Genomic DNA, 23634 nt, shown 5'->3' with positions numbered 1-23634 from the left:
CGGAGATGGGAAGCGAGGGGACTGCGAGGGGGACAAGCGCTGGAAGCGCTTTCTGGGGCGGGCGCTACCTAAGGTACGCGAGGCCGGGATGCACCCCGGTGTAGCCCTCGACCAGCCTGCGGGCCACGTTGACCGAGTCGACCAGCGGGTGCAGTGCGAAGGCCTTCACGGCCGTCGTACGGGAGCCGGACTCGGCGGCGGCCAGCACCTCCCGCTCGACCGCCTTCACCGAGCAGACGAGCCCGGTGGCGTGGTCGGGCAGCGGGGCGACGGCGACCGGGTGGGCGCCGTTGGCGTCGACCAGGCAGGGCACCTCGATCACGGCGTCGGAGTCGAGCACCGAGAGCGTGTTCTGGTTGCGGACGTTGAGGATCAGGGTCGTGCGCTCGTCACGGGCGATGGCCCGCATCAGCGCGAGCGCCACCTTCTCGTAGCCGCCGGAGAGATCGTCGGCGTCTCGCTCGCCGGCGCCTGCCGTCTCCCGGTTCTCGGACATGTAGGTGGCCTCGCGCTCGGCGCGGGTGCGGTCCCAGACCTCCAGGGCGCGGGCATCGGGGTCGCGCATCTGCTCGTAGAAGCCGGCCTGCTGGTCGCGCAGGAAGGCGCCGCGGGTCTTGTCGGCCTGCTGGTAGGAGCGGACGGCCTCGCGGTTGAAGTAGTAGTAGTGCAGGTATTCGTTCGGGATGGCGCCGAGCGAGCGGAGCCAGTCGACGCCGAAGAGCTTGCCCTCCTCGAAGGAGCCGAGCAGGTCGGGGTCGGCGAGCAGCCGCGGGAGCTCGTCACGGCCGGCGACGCGCAGGCCGCGCACCCAGCCGAGGTGGTTGAGGCCGACGTAGTCGATCCACGCCTCACCGGGGTTCTTCACACCGAGCACCCGGGCGATACGGCGGCCGAGGCCGACCGGTGAGTCGCAGATGCCGATGACGCGGTCGCCGAGGTGGCGGGACATGGCCTCGGTGACCAGGCCCGCGGGGTTGGTGAAGTTGATGACCCAGGCGTCCGGCGCGAGACGGGCCACGCGCTGGGCGATGTCGACGGCGACCGGGACCGTGCGCAGGCCGTAGGCGATGCCGCCCGCGCCGACCGTCTCCTGGCCGAGGACGCCCTCGGCGAGCGCGACCCGCTCGTCGTTCGCCCGGCCTTCGAGGCCGCCGACGCGGATCGCCGAGAAGACGAAGTCGGCGCCCCGCAGTGCCTCGTCGAGGTCGGTGGTGGCGGTCACCTCGGGTGCGTCGGGCACGCCCGCCGCCTGCTCGGCGAGGACGCGGGTGACGGCGTTCAGCCGGCCGGCGTCCAGGTCGTGCAGCACGACCTGGGTGACCCGGCCCTCCGCGCGGTCCGTCAGGAGCGCCCCGTACACGAGCGGCACACGGAAACCTCCGCCGCCGAGAATCGTCAGCTTCACGTCTGCACCTTTCCCGCCACGACGACCTCGACGCCTGCCTCCTGCAAGGAGGCCCTCGTCACCGTGTCGACCGGCGCGTTCGTCACCACCACGTCCAGGTCCTCGGGACCGCACACCTTCGCCATCCCGTGCCCGGGGAACTTCGCCGCGTCGGCGAGCAGGACGACCTTGCCGCTCGACTTGATCATGGCCCGCTTGACCGGCACCTCGACGACCGTCGTGTCCATCACCTGGCCGCCCGGCCGCACTCCGCTGGTGCCCAGGAACAGCCAGTCGGCATGAAGCTGGCGCAGATTGTCCTCGGTGAGGAACCCGACCAGGGAGCGGTACTCGCGGCGGACCATGCCGCCGAGCAGCACCAGCTCGATGCCCTCGTCGTCGGCGAGCTCCTCGTAGACCACCAGGTTGCTGGTGATCACGGTGAGCCGCCGGCCGTGCAACTGGCGGGCCAGCCGGAAGGCGGTGGTCCCGATGTCGAGCAGCACCGACTGACCATCTTCGATCATCGCGGCGGCATGCGCGGCTATGGCGTCCTTCTCGGCCACGCGCACCTCGGCGACCTCGGCGAAGGGCTGGTCGCCCTCGTCCGCGACCGCACCGCCGTGCACCCGCGTCAGCAGGCCGTCCTCCTCGAGTTTGAGCAGGTCACGCCTGATCGTGGCGGGGCTCACACCCAACTGCTCGGAGAGATCGGTCACGGCCGCGGGGCCCCCTGAGCGCAGGGCCCGCAGGATGAGTTGGTGTCGTCGTTCTGCCAGCACGCGGTGAACACTACTCGTCATCTTCAATCATCGCCATGCTCATTTCTGCTCGGGTATTGACCAATCTCTCGGAGCGGCGCACGATTCCGGTCACCGAAATGAAGAGTTTTGACGAGCTCTCCGAGCGGGTCCCGAGCGAGAGGACGTTCCCGTGGACGACGACCGGCCCGATGTGCTGCTGACCGGGCTGCTCTTCTACGACCTCGTTCTCACCGGGCTCGGGAAGCCGCCGACGCCGGGTGAGGAGATCTGGACGGGCGGCATGGGCTGCGGCCCGGGCGGCATCGCCAACCTGGCGGTGGCCGCTTCCCGCTTCGGCCTGAGGACCTCGCTGGCCACGGTGTTCGGCGACGACCTCTACGGCGAGTGCTGCCGGGACATCCTGCGCGACCAGGAGGGCATCGGCCTCTCGCTGTCCCGCACCGCGGACGGCTGGCCCACCCCCGTCACCGTCTCCCTCGCCTACGGCCACGACCGGGCGCTCGTCACCCACGGCCAGGAGCCCCCGTACTCGCAGGACGCGCTGATGGGCGACCCGCCCGAGGCGCGCACCGCCCTCGTGCACATCGAGGCCGAACCCCGCGAGTGGCTGGCCAAGGCCGCCGCGAACGGCACCCACATCTACGCCGACGTCGGCTGGGACCCCACCCAGCGGTGGTCGACCGACCTGCTCGACCAGCTCGCCCTGTGCCATGCCTTCCTCCCCAACGAGACCGAGGCCATGGCGTACACCCGCACCGACAGCGCGGTCGCGGCGCTCGGCACGCTCAGCGAGCTGGTGCCGGTGGCCGTGGTGACGCGCGGCGGCGACGGTGCCGTGGCCGTCGATCAGATCACCGGCGAGTACGCGGAGGTCCCGGCCCTGCCCGTCGACGTCCTCGACGCGACGGGCGCCGGGGACGTGTTCGGGGCGAGTTTCGTCGCGGCCTCGCTCGGCGGTTGGCCCCTGGAGGAGCGGCTGCGGTTCGCCGTACTCGCCGCCGGGCTGTCGGTCGGGCACCACGGCGGAGCCCTCGCGGCCCCCGGCTGGTACGGCGTCGACCGCTGGTGGCGCTCCCTGACCGACCCCGAGCTGAAGCGGGCGTACGGCTTCCTGGCGGACCGGCTCCCGGACGATCCCGGGCCGCCCGTCGCGTACGCCCCCGTCACTCCTCCCGCACGGCAGAACTGACTTCCCCCCACGCCCCTCTCATGCGAAGTCCCGAAAAGATCCGAAAGGCGGTGGGAGCTGTGCGGCTCTCACGAAGAGGTCTGCTCCGCGCAGGCCTGGCCGGTACGGCCGCCACGGCGCTCGGCGGCCTGGCGTCCGGCTGTGCCGTTCCGACCGGCTCGACCGGCCGGAACATGGTCCTGTGGTACTGGGACGGCGGCCTCGGTGACACGGCCGTCGACAAGGCCAAGGCCCGCTACGCGAGCAGCGTGGACCTCCAGGCCATCAAGATCGGCGGCTACTACCGGTCCAAACTGATCACGACGATGGCCGGCAACGCCCACGTCCCCGACATCGCGGGCCTCAAGGGCGAGGACATGGCGTCCTACCTGCCCAACGCGGACCAGTTCGTGGACCTCAGGACACTGGGCGCGGACAAGTACCGGAGCCAGTACCTGGACTGGAAGTGGGACCAGGGCATCGCCGACGACGGCACGATGATCGGCTTCCCGATCGACTGCGGCCCGGTCGCGCACTTCTTCCAGTACGAGGTGTTCCGCAAGGCGGGACTGCCGTACGAGCCCGCCGACGTCTCCAGGGAGCTGAACACCTGGGAGAAGTTCTTCGCGGCCGGCGAGCGGCTCAAGCAGCGGATCCCCGGGACCTCGATGCTCACGGACGTCAACAGCGTCTTCGAGAACGTCGTGCAGCAGGGCAGCAAGCGGTACGTCGACAAGGACCGGCACTTCATCGGCGACCAGGAGCACGTACGCAACGCCTGGGCGCTCGCGGTGGAGGCCAAGCGGCGCGGGATCGTCTCCAACCTCGTCACCGGCACCCCGGACCAGATCTCCGCGGTCGACAGCGGCAAGCTCCCGAGCCAGCTCGGCGCCTCCTGGGCGACGTACGACATCAAGAACGGCAACCCGAAGACCAAGGGCAAGTGGCGGATCGCCGACATGCCGGTGCGGCCCTCCAACAACGGCGGTTCGTTCCTGTCGATCACCAAGGCGTGCCGGGAGCCCGAGCGGGCCTTCGAGATCATCGCGTGGATGCTGAACGCGTCCAACCAGGCCTCCGGTTACGTCGACGCGGGCCTGTTCCCCTCGACGCCCGCCGCGTACGACCTGAAGCAACTGCGCGAACCCGACCCCTTCTTCGGGGGCCAGGTGACGACGGACGTCTTCGGGCCCGCCGCGCAGAAGATCGTGGTCGCCTACAACAGCCCGTTCGACGTGGCGCTCGGGCAGCCGATCAAGGACGAGATCAAGAACGTCGGCGTCCTCGGCAAGGACCCGAAGAAGGCCTGGAGTGACGCCATGGGCAAGTGCCGGCGGATCGCGAAGCACCTGGGGGTGAGCTACTGATGGCCACCGCGTTGGAAAAGCCGCCCGTCATCGCGGAGCAGGCGTCGACCGCCGGGCCCCGCTCGGGTTTGCGCAAGTACTGGCACCTGTACGCCGCGATCTCCCCCTTCTACCTCCTCTTCCTCGCCTTCGGCCTGATCCCCGTCGGCTTCTCGCTCTACCTCTCCTTCCACCGCTGGGACGGCCTCGGCTCGATGGAGTGGGCGGGCCTCTCGCAGTACCAGTACCTGCTGAGCGACAGCGACTTCTGGAGCTCGATCGGGACCACGCTGATCATCTGGGCGCTGGCCACCTTCCCCATGATCTTCCTGGCGATGATCACGGCCGTGATGCTCAACTCGGCGGTGCGCTTCAAGAACGTCTACCGCTTCGCGTACTTCCTGCCGAACGTCACCTCGGTCGTCGCCATCGCCATCGTCTTCGGCTCGGTCTTCTCCACCAACTTCGGCCTGATGAACGCCCTGCTGCAGGCCGTGGGCCTGGACCAGGTGGCGTGGCTGAACACCCCGTGGGGCATCAAGGTCGCCATCGCGACGCTGATGACCTGGCAGTGGACCGGCTACAACGCGATCATCTTCCTCGCGGGCCTGCAGACCATCCCGAGCGAGCTGTACGAGGCGGCCCGGGTGGACGGCGCCGGTCCCGTGCAGACGTTCTTCCGCATCACGCTGCCGATGCTGCGGCCGACGCTGCTGTTCGTGCTGGTGGTCTCGACGGTCACCGGACTGCAGAGCTTCACCGAGGCGCAGGTGCTGCTGCAGAACACCTCGAACGACTCGACGTTCTCCGGCGGCCCGGACCACGCGGGCCGGACGATGGTCCTCTACTTCTTCCAGCAGACCTTCGACAACAACGACTTCGGCTACGGCGCCGCCGTGGCGTGGGGGATCTTCCTCGTCGTCGTCATCTTCTCGATCATCAACTGGCGCCTGGTGCAGCGCCGGGGCGAAGACTAGGGAGGCCTGGACACCATGGCATCCATCAAGGGAACACGCAGCCGGGGCATCGCGCTGCACGCCGTACTCGTCATCGGACTGCTGCTGTCGGCCTTCCCGTTCTACTGGGCCGTCATCATGTCGACGCACACGTCGACCGAGATCTTCTCCTACCCGCCGAAGCTGCTGCCCGGCTCGCACTTCCTGCAGAACGCCCGCAGCCTCTTCGACAACATCGACTTCTTCGGCTCGATGTTCAACTCGCTGCTGGTGGCGTCGGCGGTGACCTTCCTGGTCCTGTTCTTCGACTCGCTGGCCGCGTTCGTCTTCGCCAAGTTCGACTTCCCGGGCCGCAGGCTGCTCTTCACCCTGCTGATGATCATCTTCATGGTCCCGACGCAGCTCGCGATCATCCCGCAGTTCGTGATGATGGCGAACATCGGCTGGATAGGCTCGATGACGGCGCTGATCGTGCCGGCGGCAGCGAACGCCTTCGGCATCTTCTGGATGCGCCAGTACATGAAGAGCGCGATCCACGACGAACTGCTGGACGCCTCGAAGATCGACGGGGCGAACTTCCTGCGCCAGTACTGGCACGTGGCCCTCCCGGTCGTCCGGCCGGGCCTGGCCTTCCTCGGCATCTTCACCTTCATGGCGCAGTGGAACGACTACGCCTGGCCCCTGATCGCCCTCACCAACCCGGACAACGTCACCCTCCAGGTCGCGCTGTCCCAGCTCAACGGCGTCCACGGCACAACGGACTACGGCATGGTGATGACCGGCGCGCTGCTCGCCCTCATCCCGCTGCTCATCGTCTTCGCCATCGGCGCCAAGCAGATCATCGGCGACCTCGGCAAGGGGGCCATCCGCTGATGGACCCGCTGCTGGGGCTCCGTCCCTGGGAGGCACCCGAGGTGACCTCCTGGGGGCGACTGCCCATGAACGCCGTCGACCGGCGCCGCGGAGCACTCCCCCTCGACGGCGACTGGCGCTTCCAGTTGCTGTCGGCTCCGAACGCGCCGGTCGGCGGTGCCTGGTCCTCGTCCTGTGTCCCGGGCGTGTGGACCATGCAGGGCACGGACGACCTGCCGCAGTACACCAACGTCCGGATGCCGTTCCCCGAGTTCCCGCCCCACTCCCCCGCCGCCAACCCGACGGGGGTGTACGAGCGTGAGGTGGACGTCCCCGCCGAATGGGCCGGACGCCGGATCTTGCTCCAGGTCGGGGCCGCCGAGAGCGTGCTGCTGGTGCATGTCGACGGGCGGCCCGTGGGCGTCTCCAAGGACTCGCATCTGGCCGCCGAGTTCGATCTGACGGGACTGGTGCGTCCCGGCGCGCGGGCCACCGTACGACTGACGGTGGTGAAGTGGTCCGACGCCTCGCACATCGAGGACCAGGACCAGTGGTGGCACGGCGGGATCACCCGCTCGGTGCTGCTGTACGCGACGGACCCGCTGCATCTCGCGGACGTGACCGTGCGGGCCGCCTTCAGCGGGGAGCTGCGGGTGGACTGCCGGGTGCGGGACGCGGGCGGTGCGCTGCCCGAGGGGTGGTACGTCAGCGGGGAGTTGGACGGTCAACTCCTCGCACAGGACCGGGAGTTCGACCGTCTCAACGCCGAGGACGAGCGCGTCTCCGACTTCCTCGGCGAGGCCCGGATAGTGACGGCCGTCGAGGACGTGCGCACCTGGAACGCCGAGACGCCCGAGCTCTACGACCTGACCGTCCGCCTGCACCGCGCCGACGGCACCGTCGCCGACACCTCCCGCCACCGGATCGGCTTCCGGGACGTCGAGATCGTCGGCCGGGACCTCCTCGTCAACGGGGAGCGGGTGTTCATCCGGGGCGTCAACCGGCACGACTTCCACCCGCTGACCGGGCGGACGGTGTCGTACGACGACATGCGCGCCGATCTCGTCCTGCTCAAGCGCTTCGGCTTCAACGCGATCCGCACCGCCCACTACCCGGGCGAGCCGGCGCTGTACGACCTCGCCGACGAGCTCGGCTTCTACGTGGTCGACGAGGCGGACATCGAGTCGCACGACCACGCCCATGAGATCGCCGACGACCCGCGCTACCTGAACGCCTTCGTGGACCGCGTCTCGCGCATGGTGCTGCGCGACAAGAACCATCCGTCGGTCATCATCTGGTCGCTGGGCAACGAGTCCGACTACGGCGCCAACCACGACGCGGCGGCCGGCTGGCTGCGCCGGCACGATGCGACGCGGCCGGTCCAGTACGAGGGGGCGGCCAAGCTCGACTGGGCGGCCATGGACGACGCCTCCGACATCGCCTGCCCCATGTACGCGCCCATCGAGGACTGTGTCGCCCACGCGCTCTCCGGCGCGCAGACCAGGCCGCTCATCCAGTGCGAGTACTCGCACGCCATGGGCAACAGCAACGGCACGCTGGCCGACCACTGGGCTGCCATCGAGGCCACCCCGGGTCTTCAGGGCGGGTTCATCTGGGAGTTCTGGGACCACGGAATTCTGCAACGCGTGAGCGATGGCAGACCTGCCGGGCGCGCGGGCGCCGGCCTCTTCGACAACGGTGTCGCCGCGCCCGGCCACCGCTGGGCGTACGGCGGCGACTTCGGGGAGACGATCCACGACGGCGCCTTCATCGCCGACGGCGTGGTCTTCCCCGACCGCACGCCCAAGCCCGCGATGTACGAGCACCGGGAGATCGCGGCGCCCGTGCGCATCGAGTCCTACAAGCACGAGGGCATCGTGCTCGGCAACCACCAGCACTTCCGCGGCCTGGACTGGCTCGCCGGCGAGTGGCGGCTGGAACTCGCCGACGGCACGACGCTGACCGGGCCGGCCGAGCTGCCGAGCCTGTGCCCCGGCGAGACGGCCGCCGTACCGCTGCCCTTCGCGGTGCCGCACGACGGCGGCGAGGCCTGGCTGACGCTGCGGGTGACGGTGGCCGAGGACCAGCCGTGGGCGCCGCGCGGCACCGAGGTGTGCGTGCCGCAGATCAGGCTGCGCGGGCCCGCCGCCGTCGAGGACGCTCCGGTGGCCCGGCAGGTCGAGGTCGACGGCGAGGGTCTCCTCGTCCACCCGCTGCTGACGGCCGCCCCCACCCTCTCGCTGTGGCGGGCGCCCACCGACAACGACGAGCTCGGCGGCATGGCCCGGCGCTGGCGGAGCTGGGGGCTCGACGCGCTGGTGCGCAAGGTCGTGTCGGTGCGCGAGGACGCCGGGCGAAGCGAGATGGGGGTCCCCCCGGCCGAAGGCTGGGGGAGGGTGACCGTGGAGGCCGAGTACGCGGGCACGACCGGTGTCGTACGGCACCGGCAGGTGCTGACGCCCGTCGAGGGCGGCGTCCGGGTCGAGGAGGAGGCCGAGCTGCCGGCGGCGTTCGCCGACGTGGCCAGGGTCGGCACGGTCTTCGAGACGGTCGCCGGACTCGACCTGCTGGAGTGGTTCGGGCAGGGCCCATGGGAGTCGTATCCCGACCGCAGCGCGGGCGCGCCCGTCGGCCATCACGCCGTCCCGGTCGACGAGTTGTTCACCCCGTACCTGCGGCCGCAGGAGAGCGGCGGCCGGCACGGCGTACGGCGGTTCACGCTGTCGGCGCCGGACGCCACCGGGTTCTCCGTCGCCCTGGACGAGCCCTGTCAGGTCTCGGTGACCCGCTACCGGGCCGAGGACCTCGCCGCCACCGGCCACCACGACGAACTGGTCCCGCGGCCCAACTGCGTGGTGCACATCGACGCCGCGCACCGGGGCCTGGGCACCGCGTCCTGCGGGCCCGACACCTCACCCTCCCATCTCGTCGCACCGGGCATCCATCGCTGGAGCTGGACCCTGCGCGTTCTCTGACTCCCCCCACGCCCTTCACCGTCACCTTTTCTCACGGATCTTCTTTTACGGAGCACACGTGTGTACTTCGCATGACCAGGAACAGGGCGAGGCCGCGCAGGCCGGTGCCGGAAGACGCGGATTCCTGCGCGCCACGGCGCTGCTCGGCGCCGCGGCGACAGCGGGCATCGCACTCCCGGCCGCGGCCGAGGCCGCCACGGAGAGCCGCCTGCGCCCGGACACCCAGAGCGGCCGCTTCACGCTGGCCGTGATGCCTGACACCCAGTACCTCTTCGACGGGCCGAGCATCAACCCCGCGCCCATCGAGGCGTCCCTGCGCTATCTGCTGGAGCACGGCCGGGACGAGAACATCGTCTTCCTGTCCCACCTCGGCGACCTAACCGAGAACGGCGCGAAGGAAGAGTGCGCTGCGATCGGCCAGGCGTTCGAGCTGCTCGACCGGCGGGGCGTCGGCTACAGCGTCCTGGCAGGCAACCACGACGTGAAGTCGTCCACCGACGACCAGCGCGGCCCGACGCCGTACCTGGACACGTTCGGACCGCGCCGCTTCCAGGGCAAGCCCACCTTCGGCGGGGCCTCTTCCGACGGCTACAACACCTGTCACCTGTTCAAGGCGGCCGGCCGCGAGTGGATGGTGCTCGCGCTGGACTGGCGGCTGTCGGCGAAGGGCTACGCCTGGGCGAAGGACGTCCTCGCCCGGCACCCCAAGACGCCGGTCATCCTCACCACCCACGAACTGGTCGTCGACGACGACACGTTGTCGTCCTACGGTCAGCAGCTCTGGGACCAGTTGGTCAAGGACCACGACCAGATCTTCCTCACCCTCAACGGCCACTACTGGCCGGCGGGCCGCGCCGTCCGCAAGAACGCGGCGGGCAACGACGTCCACCTTCACCTGACGAACTACCAGAACCGCTACTTCGGCGGCGCGGCGATGATCCGCCTCTACCACTTCGACCTCGACCGGAACGTCATCGACGTCGAGACGGTCTCCCCGTGGATCCTCGGCCGGGCCGCGAAGGGCCTCAACGAGCTGGAGCGGCAGGAGATCGAACTCAGCGGCGACGCCGACCGGTTCTCGGTCGACATCGACTTCGCGGACCGCTTCTCCGGCTTCGCCCCGGTGCCGGCCCGCCCGGCGCGCCCCGCGTCGAAGATGCTGATCCGGGGCACGGCCGCCTACTGGCGCTTCGAGGCCCCCGTCTCCGGCACCGTGCGCGACCTGTCCGGCCGCGGCAACGACCTCACCGTTGTCTCCGTCGGCGGCGGCAAGCTCGGCTGGTCGGACGACCACCACCCCGACCAGCCCGGACACGGCAGCCTGGAGTTCCAGGGCTTCAAGTCCCCGCTGCGGGGCGCGTATCTGCGCACGGTCGACGGCGCGCCGCTCAACTCGGCGACCTTCCGGAGCGGCTACACCATCGAGGCCTTCTACCGGCTGCCCGCCGACTGGGACGCCTCGCACAACGCCTGGGCCGGCCTGGTCAGCCGTACCGGCACGGGCGGCGCCGCCGGCAAGACCGAGGGCGACCCCGACGAGCCGCTCGCCACGCTGTCCCTCTCCGACGGACCCGGCCCGCAGTGGGCGGTCCGGCCGCTCAACCAGCAGGGGATCGCCACCAACTGGGGCGACGAGACCGCACGGGAGACGTGGTGGCACGTCGCCGTCGTCAACGACGGCCGGCACACCACGATGTACGTCCAGGGCTCCCCCGTGGCCCGCAACCCGCACGCCACCGCGATCGGCCTCACCTCGGTCGGCCTGCCGTGGCTGCTCGGCGGCTACGAGTACGGCGGCAAGATCGACCAGATCCTGTACGGCCGCCTCGGCGACGTCCGGATCGTCGAACGGGCGCTGCCCGTCACCTCCTTCATGACTCACTGACCCCCTGCCGAGGATCACCATGACCGAGCAGCAGCTCCCCACCTGGGCCGACCCGTCCGTCTCGCCCGCCGACCTCGATCCGCAGGGCGTCTCCCGCCGCGGACTCCTTCGCCGCGCGGGCCTGTTCGGCGCCGCGTTCGCCCTGGGCGGCGCGGCCGTCCCCACGGCCGCCTCCGCCGCCGACCGGCGCCTCGGCGGGGAGGACCCCCGCGTCGCCTACCTCGTCGGCGACCACCACATCCACACCGTCTACAGCCACGACGCCAAGTACACCTTCTCCCAACTGGCCGCCGCCGGCGCCAAGTACGGCCTGGACTGGATGGTGTTCACCGAGCACTCCAACTTCGGGCACGCCAAGTACGGTGCCCCGCTGGAGCACCAGGAGATCCTCAAGGCCCGCGCCGAGAACCCGCGCCAGCTCATCTTCCAGGGCCTGGAGTGGTACATCCCGGCCGCCGAGCACTGCACGGTCTTCGCGGCGCCCGGCCGCCACGAGGTGGACCTGCTCACCCAGTTCGAGAGCGCCTACGACGGCAAGCTGCTCGGCTACACCGAGGGGGCCCCGGGGGCCGCGGACACCGCCCGCAACGAGGCCCACGCGGTCAAGGCCATCAAGTGGCTGGCCGAGCAGCGCCGCACGGGCTACGTGGACGACGTCCTCGTCCTCGCCAACCACCCGCTGCGCCTGGGCATCGACTCCCCGCACGAGATGCGGGGCTGGCGGGACGCGGCCCCCGAGATCATGATCGGCATGGAGGGCGCACCGGGCGCCCAGGGCGCGGCCATCCCCGGCTGGCGCGGGGCGACGTCGATGCGCGGCGAGTACGAGAACAAGCCGTCGGCGCAGTCCTGGCCGGGCTACCCGGCGGAGGCGTTCCTCACCTACGGCGGCTTCGACTGGGCGACCGCGACGGTCGGCGGCCTGTGGGACTCGATGCTGGCGGAAGGCCGCCTCTTCTCGGTCACCACCAACTCCGACGCCCACCGCATCGTCTTCGACACCTGGAAGAACGGCGACTGGCCGGCCGGCCAGAACTTCGACAACACCGGCAAGCTGCCCGACCCGGTGAACACCGACACCCCGCAGCCGGGCAGTGACTTCTGGCCGGGCCAGTTCAGCCGCACCCACGTCGGGGTGACCCGCTACGGCTACCGCGCGGTGATGGCGGGCCTGCGCGCGGGCCGGGTCTGGCTGGACCACGGTCATCTGCTGGACGGCCTCGACGTGCGCGTCAAGCGGGACTGCGACCACGGCAGGGGCGTCACGCTGGGCGGACGGCTGCGCGTACGCGAGGGAGAGCGGATCACCCTGTACGTCACGGTCACGACGGCCTCCCGCCCCAACGCCCAGGGAATCCTTCCGGAGTTGGCGCACGTCGACGTCATCCGGGGCACGGTGCGCGGCCCGGTGGCGGACCGGGACTCCTGGCAGGCGCCGGACACCAAGGTCGTGGCGACGAAGGACGTCTCCGGCCGCAAGGGGACGTACACCCTGCGGATCCCGCTGACCGCCGGGAGCGAGTCCTTCTACGTCCGCCTGCGCGGCAGCGACGGCAACCGCAACGGCGCCGGCTACCTCGGCGCCTCGGTCGACCCGCACGGGCCGATCCCGCACGCGCCCGGAAACGGTGACCCGTGGGCGGATACGTGGTTCTATTCGAACCCCGTATTCGTCGACGTGGCAGGAGCCTGATGAGACGTCACCTCGTCACCCTCGTTTGCTTATCGGGCGCCCTCGCGCTCGGCGCGTCCGCCGCGTCCGCGGCCGGTGACCCGCGGTGGGCCGAGACCGGTACCGCGTACACCGACACCCTGGGCGGCGGGCAGGGGCTCGCCGCCAGGGCGGACGGTTCGCTGCTGTACCGGGGCCTGATCGACATCCCGCTGGACCTGCGGATCAAGGGCTGGAACCACGTCGGCGACCCCGACATCGCCCGCGGCCACACCTTCGACGCCTACCAGGGCCCGGACACGGCCACGTCCAAGATGTTCGCGGTGACGACTCCGTCGGGCAAGCGCTACGAGTACGTCCACCAGCTCAACCCGGGCGAGAAACTCAACAACTCCTTCGCCACGGTCTCGCCCGACGGGCAGTGGCTGGTGTCGGGCGAGTGGGGCGAACAGCGACGCCTCCAGGTCTTCCCCGCACCGCTGCTGAACCCGGCCACACCCCAGGCCGGCGGCGATCTGAAGGAGGCCTGGCAGATCACCCTGGACAAGCCCGTACGCGACATCCAGGGCTGCGACTTCGTCACGGACACCCGCCTGCTGTGCGCGTCGAACGACGCCACGGGCACCTTCTTCCCCGAACTCCGCCCGCTCCTCCAGGTCGACCTGCCCCGCAAGGTGGACGGTCAGCCGATCACCGGCGCGGTGAGGTCCCTGTCGGCGCTGCCCCAACGGAGCGTGTGCAAGGGGGCGTTCGAGACGGAGGGCATCGACTACGACGTGAACAGCGGCACACTGCGGGCGGAGATGATCCCGCCGGGGGTGTGCGCGGTGGCGACGGCCGTGTACTCGTACAAGCAGGTCACGAGCTGACCGGGAAGTCCTGCGAGGGCCGCGGTGACCGCGGAAACGGTCACCGCGGCCCTCATCTCACCTACCGAAACGACAAGTCCCCGCCACCTCTTGGCCATTGACCCGCCAGAAGCCGGAAACACCCGCACATCGGGATGATCTGGGGCACGATGGGGAATGGCCGTTGCACGACCACACGGCATGCCGCAGCGGGCGGGGGCTTCGGAAGGGGGCCGCGCATGCTCAAAGACGTGTACACGGGGGACGGGCGCCGATTAGCCGTCGAGATCAGCGGAGATCCCGGCGGCTCACCCGTGTTCCTGCTGCACGGCACTCCCGGAAGCCGGCTCGGCCCGGCTCCCCGGCCGATGCTCCTGTACCACCAGCAGGTCCGGCTCATCACCTACGACCGCCCCGGCTACGGCCCCTCCGACCGCCTCGCCGGCCGCCAGGTCGCCCATGTCTCCGCCGATGTCGCCGCCATCGCCGACGCCCTCGGCGTCGAACGCTTCGCCGTGGTCGGCCGCTCCGGTGGCGGCCCGCACGCCCTCGCCTGCGCCGCCCTGCTGCCGGACCGGGTGACCCGGGCCGCCGTCCTGGTCAGCCTCGCCCCCAGGGATGCGGACGGGCTCGACTGGTTTGCGGGCATGACGGCCTCCAACGTCAACGAGTACACCAAGGCCCTGGACGGACCCGATGAGCTCGCGGACAGTCTGCGAAAACGTTCAGTCGACATTCGGTCCGATCCGCGCAAGCTGTTGGCGCAACTGCGCTGGGAGTTGACCGAGTCCGATCTGCGGGTGGTCGCCGACGCCGGCATCCGCGCGATGCTGCTGCGCAACTACCAGGAGGCACTCAGTGTGTCCGCCGACGGCTGGGTGGACGACGCCCTGTCCTTCTGCGTCCCCTGGGGCTTCTCACCGGCCGACATCTCCGTCCCGGTCCTGCTGTGGCACGGCGAACGGGACGGGTTCTCGCCGGCCAGCCACACCCGGTGGCTGGCCGAACGCATTCCGGGGGGCCAGGCCGTCGTGCACCCCGACGAGGCGCACTTCGCGTCGCTGCGGGTGCTGCCGGACGTCTTCACCTGGCTCCTGGGCGGACGCTCGCGGCTGACGGCCGACCGCGCCTGAGTCCCCGCGCCGGTCACACGGCCGGCGGCTCCAGATCCCGGTGGATGCGCTTGCCCTCGCGGACACTCACCGTATGCGGATGGTTCTCCCCGAGCATCCGGGCGAACTCGGTGTGGCTGCTGTCCTGGAGCTGCTCGGCCTCGGGGATGCGGCCCAGGGACCGCAAGGTCACGCCCAGGTTGGCGCGCGAGACGATGGTGTCCGGGTGCTCGTGGCCGAGGGTCGGCTGGAAGCCGGCGACCGCCATCCGCTCCAGGTCCTCCGCCTGGCGCAGCTCGTTCAGCTCGGCCAGCACGTTGGCGAGGTTGACGGCACAGGCGAGCGTGTAGGGATGCCGGTCGCCGAGCACCTCGCGCAGGGTGTCGAAGTTCTTCTCCAGCAGCGCCCGCGCCCTGCTCACCTCGCCGGAACCGCGCAGGAAGATGCCGAGGTTGTTGACGCCGGCCAAGGTCGCCGGATGCCGCTCTCCGGGTGCCGAGCGGTACTGCCGCACGATGTCCTGCGCGAGCGTCAGGGCTTCCTCACGCGCCCCGGTGGCGTACAGGTCGGTCGCGTAGTTCAGGTTGCAGTCGAGCACGTCGGGGGTGAACGCGGGCGTGTCGCGCAGCCGGTAGTGCTCGCGGGTCTGGTGGGTGAGCGCCCGCGCCTCGTCCACCCGCCCCGCCTTGCGCAAGGACACGGCGAGGCTCTTCGCGCTGCGCAGGGTCTCCGGGTAGACCTCGCCGAACAGCCGCTTGTACGCGTCGTAGCTGCTGCTCAGCAGTGAGATGGACGGCTCGTACTGGCCCGTCTCGCGCAGGTCGCGGCCCAGGTTGGTGATGCTGATCAAGGTATGCGGATGCGCGGCGCCGAGGTCGTTGCGCCGCAGGTCGTAGATCTCCTGGTCGATGTCCCGGGCCTCGGTGTAGCGGCCGAGCAGTCTCAGGCACACCGCGCGGTTGTTGTTGGCGCTGAGCGTGCGCGCGTGATCCTCGCCGAAGAACTCCTTGAAGCCGTTGTACGCCTCGGTCGCCAGCTCCAGGGCGTCCTCGAACCGGCCGATGCTGCCCAGGTCGGTGGCGAGGCCGCTGGCCGTCATCAGGATGTGCGGATGGCCGGGCAGCAGCAGGGTGCGCTGCTGGGTGAGCGTGTCGGAGCCCAGCTCCTCCGCCTCCACGTACTTGCCGAGCGAGCGCAGCACGTTGGCGATGTGGAACCGCAGATGCAGGAGCTGGGTCTGAAGCTCCGTCGCGTACCGCTTCTCCTCGGGGAGCGTGCGCGGGGCCCGCGGGTCGGCCGTGCCGTTCGGCCCGGCCACCGGTTCCTGCTCGGCCGGCTCCTGCTTCTCCAGCTCGACGATCCGGGCGCGGCTCTCGGTCAACTGGCGCTCCCACAAGTCCCGCAGTCCGCGGGCGAAGGAGTGCGCGGCGTTCAGGTCGCCGCGCTTCCACAGGTAGCGGACGCGGTCGATGAGCAACTGGCGGGTCTTCGGCTCATCGCAGGTACTCGCCTCGGAGGCCTCCAGATGCGGCCAGATCGCGGCGAAGATGGGCTGGTTCTTCGGGTCGTCGATGGGCTCCTCGCCCGACGGGCGGGCGCCGGCCAGGATGCGGTGCACGACGTGCTGGGCGTCCTCCTGCTCCCGGGCGGAGAGCTGGGACCGGATCACCGACTGCACCAGCCGGTGGACCTGGATCGACTCGGTGCCCCGGTCCACCTTGGCGAGGGCGAAGCGGCCGATCTCCCGGATCACCCGGCCGAGCACCATCTTCTCCTGAAGGGAGGGATCCAGCTCGGACAGGACGCTCGTCATCTCGTCGCCGTACAGGAGCTCCATGGAGATCGGTTCGGCCGCGAAGAAGGCGCACAGTTGGAGCAGGCGTACGGCGGCCGGGGATCGTTCGTTGAGCCGCTCGATGGAGACGTTCCAGGTGGCACCGACCGGCTCCGGGTAGTTCGCGGGCTGGCTCAGCGACAGCACCCGCGCCGCCTGGTGCTCCAGTTCGGCGAGATAGGTGTCGACGGGTGTGCCGGTCTCGGCCAGCCAGGCGCCGGCCTGGTCGAGGGCGAGGGGCAGGTCGCCGACGGCGGCGGCGACCCGGTCGGCGTCATCAGTGGTGAGGTCGGCGGCCCGGCGCAACAGGTGCTCGATGCTCTCCTCGCGCAGGAACGGGTCGATCTCCAGGGCCTCGCCGAAGTGCAGCCAGGTCTGGTTGCGCGAGGTGACCAGGACGTGGCCGGTGCCGCCGGGGAAGTGCTTGCTGACCTCCTGCGGCTCGTCGGCGTTGTCGAACACGAGCAGCCAGCGCAGCGCCGAGGACGACTGGCGCAGATGGTCGCAGACCTCCTGCGCGGCCTGGGCGGCGTCGTCGCCGATCCGCAGGCCGAGCTTGCGCGCGAGGTCGGTGAGGGAGGAGACCACGAGCTCGTTCTGCTCGGAGGGTATCCACCACACCAGGTCGTAGTCGGCGGCGAAGCGGTGCACGTACTCGAGCGCGATCTGCGTCTTGCCGACACCGCCGAGCCCGTACAGGGCGTACGGCGCCGAGGAGCCGCCCGAGTTGCTGCTGCCGAGTCCGTCGCGGAGTTTCTCCAGCAGGGCGCTGCGGCCGGTGAAGGAGGAGTTGCGGGGCGAGACGTTCCAGAACTTGGGCACCGTGTCCGGGAACCGGACGTCCCTGAGTGCCGTGTCGTCGGCCAGCTCGGCGGGCAGCGGCGGCTTGCCGAGGGCTCGTAACAGCGCGGTGGCGGCGATCCTCTCACCGGTACGCACCAGGTCGACCGAGGGCCGCTCGCTGAACGTGGGTGCCGGGCGAAGGTCGCCGACCCGGACGGAGACCACCTGGCGGCGGCCCGAGAGGTCGCCACCGGTCGCCGCGTCCCACACCTGACGGGCACGCGCGGAGCGCTGGAAGGCCGAGGAGAGAACGAAGACGGTACGGTCGGCCGGCTTCTCGGCGCCGTCCCCCTCGCAGCCGACGTACCTGCGCGAGACCTTGAATCCGGCCCGGGAGAGCTGGAAGGCGATCCAGTCGGCCCACATGCGGTCCTCGGACACATAGCTGAGGTGCAGGTCGACGGGGAGCGCGAGGCGGGGCCGGGTGAACTTCGCCGTGACGCGCTCGCGCAGTTCCTTGGGCATGCGCGGCAGGGCGACCACGGCCTGACCGCTGATCATGCCGGTGAGCCGCTCGAACGCGGACAGCAGCGACGTCGCGTTGCCGGTCTCGTCGCCGAACGTGGCCAGCGTCTCCTCGTAGGCGTAGTAGGGCCGGTAGGGGACCTCCACGGACCCCCAGTAGTCGGTGAGTTCGTCCTCCGTCATCCCGGCGGGGAACCCGTCGAACTTGGCGCGGGCCAGCCCCCGCCCGGCGTCCGCCTTCTCCTTCTCGCCCTCGTCGATGCGCATGGGGACGGGCAGGATGCGGATACGGCGGCTGCGGAACCGGTCGCGGATGTCGTGGGCGACGGCCGCGGCGCCGTCGATGCTCTGGTCGCTGAGGGTGAAGCAGTCGACCAGGACGTCGGGCAGATGGGCGGTGCAGATGTCGGCTATGTCCGACAGGCCGGTGCGGCTGTCGATGAGGACGTAGTCGTAGTTCTGGCGCATGTCCTCGCGCAGCGCGTCGAAGAACAGCCCACCGCCGAGTTCGTCGTAGAAGTGGTCCCAGTCGAAGGTGCTCACGAGCGCGGAGTAGTCGCGGTCCTGCCGCCCCGCCGAAACCAGGTCGAGGGTGCCGGGCTCGGGGAAGGACCAGTCCAGGGAGACGGCGTGGCGCTGGATGCGGGCGTAGTCCAGATGCCAGTCCGGCGGCCGCTCGTCCGCGCCGTCGTCTCCGTCACCGGTGGCCGCCCAGGCGTACTCCTTGAGCATGTCGATGACGCCGGTGGTCGCGCCGACAGTGGCCGGATCGAGGAACGGATGGAAGAAACGGTGCAGGCCCGGGGCTTCGAGGTCCCAGTCGACGGCGAGCACGCGCTTGCCGTTGGCGGCCAGGATCCACGCCGCGTTGGCGAGGGCCATCGTCCGGCCGGTACCGCCCTTGTAGGAGTAGAACGTGACGATGCGGCCGGCCCGGCCGTCCTGTTCGTCAAGGCTGCTCATCGCGGTTTTCCTCCTCGGCGTTCCGGCGGTGTCCCTGGGGTCGGCTGTCCTGGTCGTCCTTCCCGCACAGCCGGAATCGCTCCGTACCCTGTCCGGTCGGTGGCCGGGGCTGGGCCCGCTTGCGGTACTCGCCCTCCGCCCAGTGCACGACGGCGGGGAGCACGTTGTCGAAAGACTGCTGGTCCGGCACACCCCGGACCGCGGGTCTGCATGCCTGACGGCCCAGCCGGAAGCGGTGCGGCAGGGTGGCCTCGGCCTGCGCGGCGAGTGTGTACTCGGCTTCGTCGCTGTCGGGATCGTCCTCGTTCCACGGCACCACCAATCCCGTCGGCGGCAGATCGCTGGCGTCGAACTCTCCGAGCGCGGCGCGTCGTTCGGGATCGCGCAGCACCCAGCGGTCGAGGAGTACGACCTCGGGCCCCTCGGCCGGACCCGCGGTGTGGTCGAACTCGCGGATGTCGGGCCGGAAGGCCAGCCCCTCGGCGATGTCGGCGGCGACCTGGGCCAGGGGCCGGTCGGACGCCGGGTGATAGGGCTGCCAGTCGACGGCCGAGGGGCCGTAGTAGTCGGGGGCACGTCCCTCGGGCAGCCGGTCCCGGGCCGGGGCCGCGACGCTGATGCGCAGGGTGCGTCCGGTGGTCGAGGTCGTCGCCGGGGTGGTGGCGAAGGCGTCGCGTGCCGCGTCCAGTCGGACGCGGTCGGCGTGTTCGACGACGATGCTCTCGCCCACGTCGACGATGCGCCGGGCCAGATGCAGGACCGCCTTTTCGTAGTCGCTGCGGAACGCCTTCAGCTTGGCCAGTCCGTAGAGACCGAACGAGCGGTAGCGCTGTCCGAGTTCGGGATGCATGTACTGCACTTCCTTGACGCATTCCGGGAGCCGGTGATCGGGCACGGGCGCCCACAGCGCGGGCACCACCGCACTGGGGGTGCCGGGTTGCCCCGTCACCCGGTGGCGTGCCGTACGGCTGCCGAAGGCGGACCACTCCCTGCCGCACCAGGAGCTGATGAAGTACCTGGGCGAGTACAGCGGCACGAACACGCGGCAGCGGGCGAGCGAGTCGCCGAGTTCACGGCTCCAGATCTGACCGACCCGCATCGTGCCGTCCATGAAACCCGGCTCTCCCGGATGTGCCGTCAGATGGCTGATGTGTTCGCACAGTTCGTCGAAGAGGCGATGGACCCACAGATCCGGGTTCGTCGAACCGGATCCGCCTTGCGGCATACGGGCGTAACTGAGAAAGAAATAGGGGGCGGTGGCATCCCCCGGTGGTTCCGTCGGCTCCACGCGATCCCCCGATCCCGTCCCCCGGCCCCCCGTTCCCCGGCCCCGCGGGGGTGGACACTCAGTGTAGGAACCCCGCAGCGATTTGTGACGGGTCCGTGAAAAGGCGACGGGATCGATTTCCGGCCAGCCAGGCGGTCGCGAAGTCCACGGCCTCGTCGAGCGGGAAGAGCCGGGCGTGGGTGTCCCCGACGCGCCCGCCGCGCACGACGGGATCGGGCCGTGCGGCGTCGCCCTTCTCGAAGTCGGCGCCCAGCGCGCCGAAGTCACTGTCGTCGAGGTCGACGTCCTCGTACGCGATCCAGCGGCCCGCTCCGCCGCGCAGGACCACGCAGCGATAGGTCCGCCGGGGCGGGTCGGGCACCCGGTACTCGGCGAGGTGGAAGGCGCTGCACACCTCGAAGCCGACTCCCAGGAGCAGCACTTGGGCACCGGCCTCGTAGAGCCGGCCCAGCGGAGAGCGCTCGCCCAGATGGCAGTCCCCGTCGTGTCCGGCCAGCAGTTCCCCGGCCCGGGCGCCGACGGCGGCGAACGAGGTCTGCGGATGAGTGGTGCGCACCCGCCCTTGCGCGCACCGCACGGCCTCAGCCAGCGCCCCCATGCCCTCGGATGGCGTCCGGTCCGGATCGAAGGGGGGCATCTGCCGCCGCAGTGCCTCGATTTGATCGGTCGTCATGTTCCGGGTGCGGTCCCGGTACGCCGGTGAGGTGTCGGAGTTGCCCGCGGTGAACGTCGGAACGACGAGCGTGCCCGCGGGGCCGAGGACGTCCCGCAGTGCGGCCAGGGCGGCGTCGGGGTGGGCGCCGACCCGGCGCAGGGAGGCGTGGGCCAGCACGGTGGCCCCGGGCCGAATGCCCAGTGTCGCGAGGTCCTCGGCGAGCGAGGGGATGCCGGTCACAGGGCCCGCCCGATGCCGTCGACGAACCGCCGGCCGAGCGCGGTCACCGAGCCGGCGGCCGACAGCTCCGCCCACTGGGCGCGCGTGCGGCCGGCCACGTCGGGGTCGTGCCGCAGGGCGTCGGTGGCGGCGCGCGCATATGTGTCGCCGAGCAGCGTGCCGGTGCGCGCGTCCGACTCGTCGTACAGGTCGCACACGTCGAGCAGCGCGTCCAGCGTGCCGAGCCGGAATCCCCGCACCAACTGCTCGGCGACGCGCTCCGGGTCGGGGTCGAGGTGGACGCCCAGCGCGCCGAACCCCCCGCCGGGCACGAAGTGTTCGGGGTCCGGCGGCGCGGCGAGCGGGGTGATCACGCGGACCCCCTCCGCGATCCCGGAGGCGACGGCCGGCAGGGCCTTGCGGATCAACGCCCAGGCCTGCGGCAGGACATGCCGCCACAACTCGGTCTCCGCATCCGTCAGCCGTCCGGCGACGGGAGTACCGAAGCAGTCGCGATGCGGGTCGGAGTCGTCCAGGACGACATCCAGTCCGTCGCCGCGAACCCGACGCAGCGGATCCCAGTCCGGCCCCTTGAGATGATTAGCCGTCAACTCGACTGCGGGCTTGGCGGGTTCGACCTGCAGCCTGCCCAGTCCGGGCAGGTATGCGAAGCCGTCGTACACCGGCACCCTCACCTGGTCGACGGCCCGCGCCGGCAGCGCCACGGCCGCCAGGAGCGAGGTCAGGTGCGCGGGCGGGGCGGCCTCGCCCAGGCAGCGCACGGCCCAGGTGCGGGTGTAGGGGTGGGACAGCACGGTTTCGAGCAGTGCGCCGTCGCACCGGCCCAGGTCGAGGGCGAGCTGCCACGAGCGCTCCCACGACTCACCCGCCCGCGCCCCGATCTCGTCGCGCACGGCGCCCAGCAACCCCCGGGTGACCTCCTGCCGTGCCCGCGCCAACTCCCGTACGCCGGCGCCCTCGTCGCTGCCGTCGGCAAGGGCGTCGAAGCCTCCGATCGGGCGGTCCGCGCTCGCGCCGGTGCGGGCGTCGATGGAGAGGATCAGTTCCTTGAGGTCAGCGCAGAAGACGGACGGGTTGTCGAACCCGGTGCCGTCGGACCGGTAGCGGTGCGCGAACAGCCCACCGCCGCAGGAGCGCACCACGGGGCAGCTCCGGCACTGGGCGCTCAGGTCGTCCAGGCCGTGCTGGCGGGCGGCGATGCCGGGGTGGCGGGCCACCTCGTCGAGGGAGTGGCGGAAGACGTCCTTGCCGGTGACCGGTGCGCCGTCATAGGCGGTCTTCAGCGAATCCGCCTGTTCGTAGGTGCCGTCGGTCTCGACCACGACGACGTCTGCGGCCTCCAGTCCCATTGCCTCGGTGAGGCTGGGACCGCCGCCGAGGGTGCTGACGACCGAGTCGAAGAGCCGCACCGGCATCGGGCGTCCCTGCTCGCTCCAGCGGTGATGGATGGTGAGGAGCCAGTCGGCGTACGGAGTGTCACTGCCGTCGGGCCGCAGGGGCGGCTCGTCCCAGGTGGCGTGGGGCAGGAGGAAGTCGATGCGCGGGGGCCGCAGGGCGGCCAGGGCGTCGTAGACGGCGACGGCGTCGTTGCGCACGTCGATGGTGCACAGGATGCCGGCGTAGAGGTGGCGGTAGCGGTCCTGGTCGAGCCGGGCGATGGCCCTGAGGACCTTGTCGTGGCTGCTGCGGCCGTTGGCGAAGAGGCGGTGGCGGTCGTTTGCGGCCCGGTCGCCGTCGAGGGAGACACCCACCCGGACGCCGTATTCGGCGAAGAGGTCGAGGTGGCGCTCATTGAGCTGAACGGCGTTGGTGTGGATGCGCAGATCGAGTTCGCAGACGCCGTGCAGTGCGGTGGTCAGTGCCTCGCAGACGGCCCGTAAGCGCGTCGGACCGGCAAGCAGAGGCTCGCCTCCGTGCAGGATGACCTGTACGGAGGCGAGCTGATGTTTCTTGGCATGCTCCGCCAGCCGAAGGGCGGTCCAGGAGATCGTTTCCTGTGAGATCACCCTGGGTCGCGAACTCCAGCTCTGGTCGGCGTGCTCGTAGATGTAGCAGTGCCGGCAGGCGAGATCACATCTGCTGTGCACTTTCAGTACGAGCTGCCGCAGCGGGACGGTCGGACCGGTCATGACGGAGTATGCGGTGTCCTCAGATGGACGACTGGAAGGTTACCCCGGCCCCCCTGCGCGTCGGCGTGGACGAGCGAGCTCGACGTACGCCTCGGACACTCTTCGGGTCGTGCGGAGCGTCGAGACGCGGCGCGTCCGTGTGAGCTTCGGCGGCCGACTGCCGCACCTTGGTGCCGGCAGCGGCTCTGGTTGGAACGGTCACGGTATTCCCTGATCAGGAGGGTAGGGTGGGGTGAGCGACTGGTCACTCAGACA

The 23634-nt window shown here is 70.5% G+C and carries 15 protein-coding genes; 9 read left to right on the top strand and 6 right to left on the bottom strand.

Going from position 1 to position 23634, the window contains the following annotated elements; all coding sequences use genetic code 11:
- Positions 1-64: 64 nt before the first annotated feature.
- Entirely contained in the window at positions 65-1405 is a 1341-nt protein-coding gene (locus ACZ69Q_RS04310; RefSeq protein ID WP_471036084.1) for a 6-phospho-beta-glucosidase, read from the bottom strand.
- Positions 1402-2166 carry a DeoR/GlpR family DNA-binding transcription regulator gene (locus tag ACZ69Q_RS04305; protein ID WP_471036079.1) on the bottom strand — a complete coding sequence of 255 codons (765 nt, stop codon included), beginning with the start codon at positions 2164-2166 and terminating at the stop codon, positions 1402-1404. The genes ACZ69Q_RS04310 and ACZ69Q_RS04305 overlap by 4 nt, the downstream gene beginning before the upstream one ends.
- A 151-nt stretch (positions 2167-2317) precedes the next feature.
- On the opposite strand from ACZ69Q_RS04305, the gene ACZ69Q_RS04300 reads away from it, so the two are divergent.
- The 9 genes from ACZ69Q_RS04300 (at position 2318) to ACZ69Q_RS04260 (ending at position 14983) form a co-directional block, all read left to right on the top strand.
- Positions 2318-3337: a carbohydrate kinase family protein gene (locus tag ACZ69Q_RS04300; protein ID WP_471036076.1), complete on the top strand. Its 1020-nt coding sequence runs from the start codon at positions 2318-2320 to the stop codon at positions 3335-3337.
- A 59-nt stretch (positions 3338-3396) separates the two neighbouring features.
- A complete protein-coding gene (locus ACZ69Q_RS04295; protein WP_471036074.1) occupies positions 3397-4683 on the top strand; it encodes an ABC transporter substrate-binding protein in 1287 nt (428 codons plus the stop codon).
- Positions 4683-5639, top strand: coding sequence for a carbohydrate ABC transporter permease (locus ACZ69Q_RS04290; protein WP_471036072.1), 957 nt, complete (start codon positions 4683-4685; stop codon positions 5637-5639). Before ACZ69Q_RS04295 ends, ACZ69Q_RS04290 begins: the two co-directional genes overlap by 1 nt.
- 15 nt (positions 5640-5654) lie before the next feature.
- A complete protein-coding gene (locus ACZ69Q_RS04285) occupies positions 5655-6491 on the top strand; it encodes a carbohydrate ABC transporter permease (protein WP_471036070.1) in 837 nt (278 codons plus the stop codon).
- Positions 6491-9445, top strand: coding sequence for a glycoside hydrolase family 2 TIM barrel-domain containing protein (locus tag ACZ69Q_RS04280; protein ID WP_471036067.1), 2955 nt, complete (start codon positions 6491-6493; stop codon positions 9443-9445). The genes ACZ69Q_RS04285 and ACZ69Q_RS04280 overlap by 1 nt, the downstream gene beginning before the upstream one ends.
- A gap of 58 nt (positions 9446-9503) precedes the next feature.
- Positions 9504-11330 (top strand): LamG-like jellyroll fold domain-containing protein, encoded by a 1827-nt coding sequence (locus ACZ69Q_RS04275; RefSeq protein ID WP_471036065.1) that lies wholly within the window; start codon positions 9504-9506, stop codon positions 11328-11330.
- 19 nt (positions 11331-11349) lie between these two features.
- Positions 11350-13023 carry a PHP domain-containing protein gene (locus ACZ69Q_RS04270; protein WP_471036062.1) on the top strand — a complete coding sequence of 558 codons (1674 nt, stop codon included), beginning with the start codon at positions 11350-11352 and terminating at the stop codon, positions 13021-13023.
- Positions 13023-13871: a hypothetical protein gene (locus ACZ69Q_RS04265; protein WP_471036060.1), complete on the top strand. Its 849-nt coding sequence runs from the start codon at positions 13023-13025 to the stop codon at positions 13869-13871. The genes ACZ69Q_RS04270 and ACZ69Q_RS04265 overlap by 1 nt, the downstream gene beginning before the upstream one ends.
- 218 nt (positions 13872-14089) lie before the next feature.
- The gene (locus tag ACZ69Q_RS04260) at positions 14090-14983 is read left to right on the top strand and encodes an alpha/beta fold hydrolase (protein WP_471036058.1); all 894 of its coding nucleotides are present in this window, start codon (positions 14090-14092) and stop codon (positions 14981-14983) included.
- 13 nt (positions 14984-14996) lie between these two features.
- Here ACZ69Q_RS04260 and fxsT read toward each other — a convergent pair whose 3' ends face one another.
- From fxsT to ACZ69Q_RS04240, 4 genes are read right to left on the bottom strand one after another with little or no spacing between them, the layout of a single operon-like run.
- Positions 14997-19067, bottom strand: a complete 4071-nt coding sequence (gene fxsT, locus ACZ69Q_RS04255; protein ID WP_471036055.1) for an FxSxx-COOH system tetratricopeptide repeat protein — start codon at positions 19065-19067, stop codon at positions 14997-14999.
- Complete coding sequence (locus ACZ69Q_RS04250) at positions 19054-20355, bottom strand: TIR-like protein FxsC (protein WP_471036051.1); 1302 nt, start codon at positions 20353-20355, stop codon at positions 19054-19056. Before ACZ69Q_RS04250 ends, fxsT begins: the two co-directional genes overlap by 14 nt.
- Positions 20356-20413: 58 nt before the next feature.
- Positions 20414-21250 (bottom strand): AAC(3) family N-acetyltransferase, encoded by an 837-nt coding sequence (locus ACZ69Q_RS04245; protein ID WP_471036049.1) that lies wholly within the window; start codon positions 21248-21250, stop codon positions 20414-20416.
- The gene (locus ACZ69Q_RS04240) at positions 21247-23379 is read right to left on the bottom strand and encodes an FxsB family cyclophane-forming radical SAM/SPASM peptide maturase (RefSeq protein ID WP_471036046.1); all 2133 of its coding nucleotides are present in this window, start codon (positions 23377-23379) and stop codon (positions 21247-21249) included. The genes ACZ69Q_RS04245 and ACZ69Q_RS04240 overlap by 4 nt, the downstream gene beginning before the upstream one ends.
- Between the last annotated feature and the right edge of the window lie 255 nt (positions 23380-23634).

Source organism: Streptomyces sp. NPDC036764 (genome assembly GCF_055609385.1).
The sequence above is the reverse complement of the archived record's forward strand: the minus strand, read 5'-3'. Positions and strand labels throughout refer to the sequence as shown.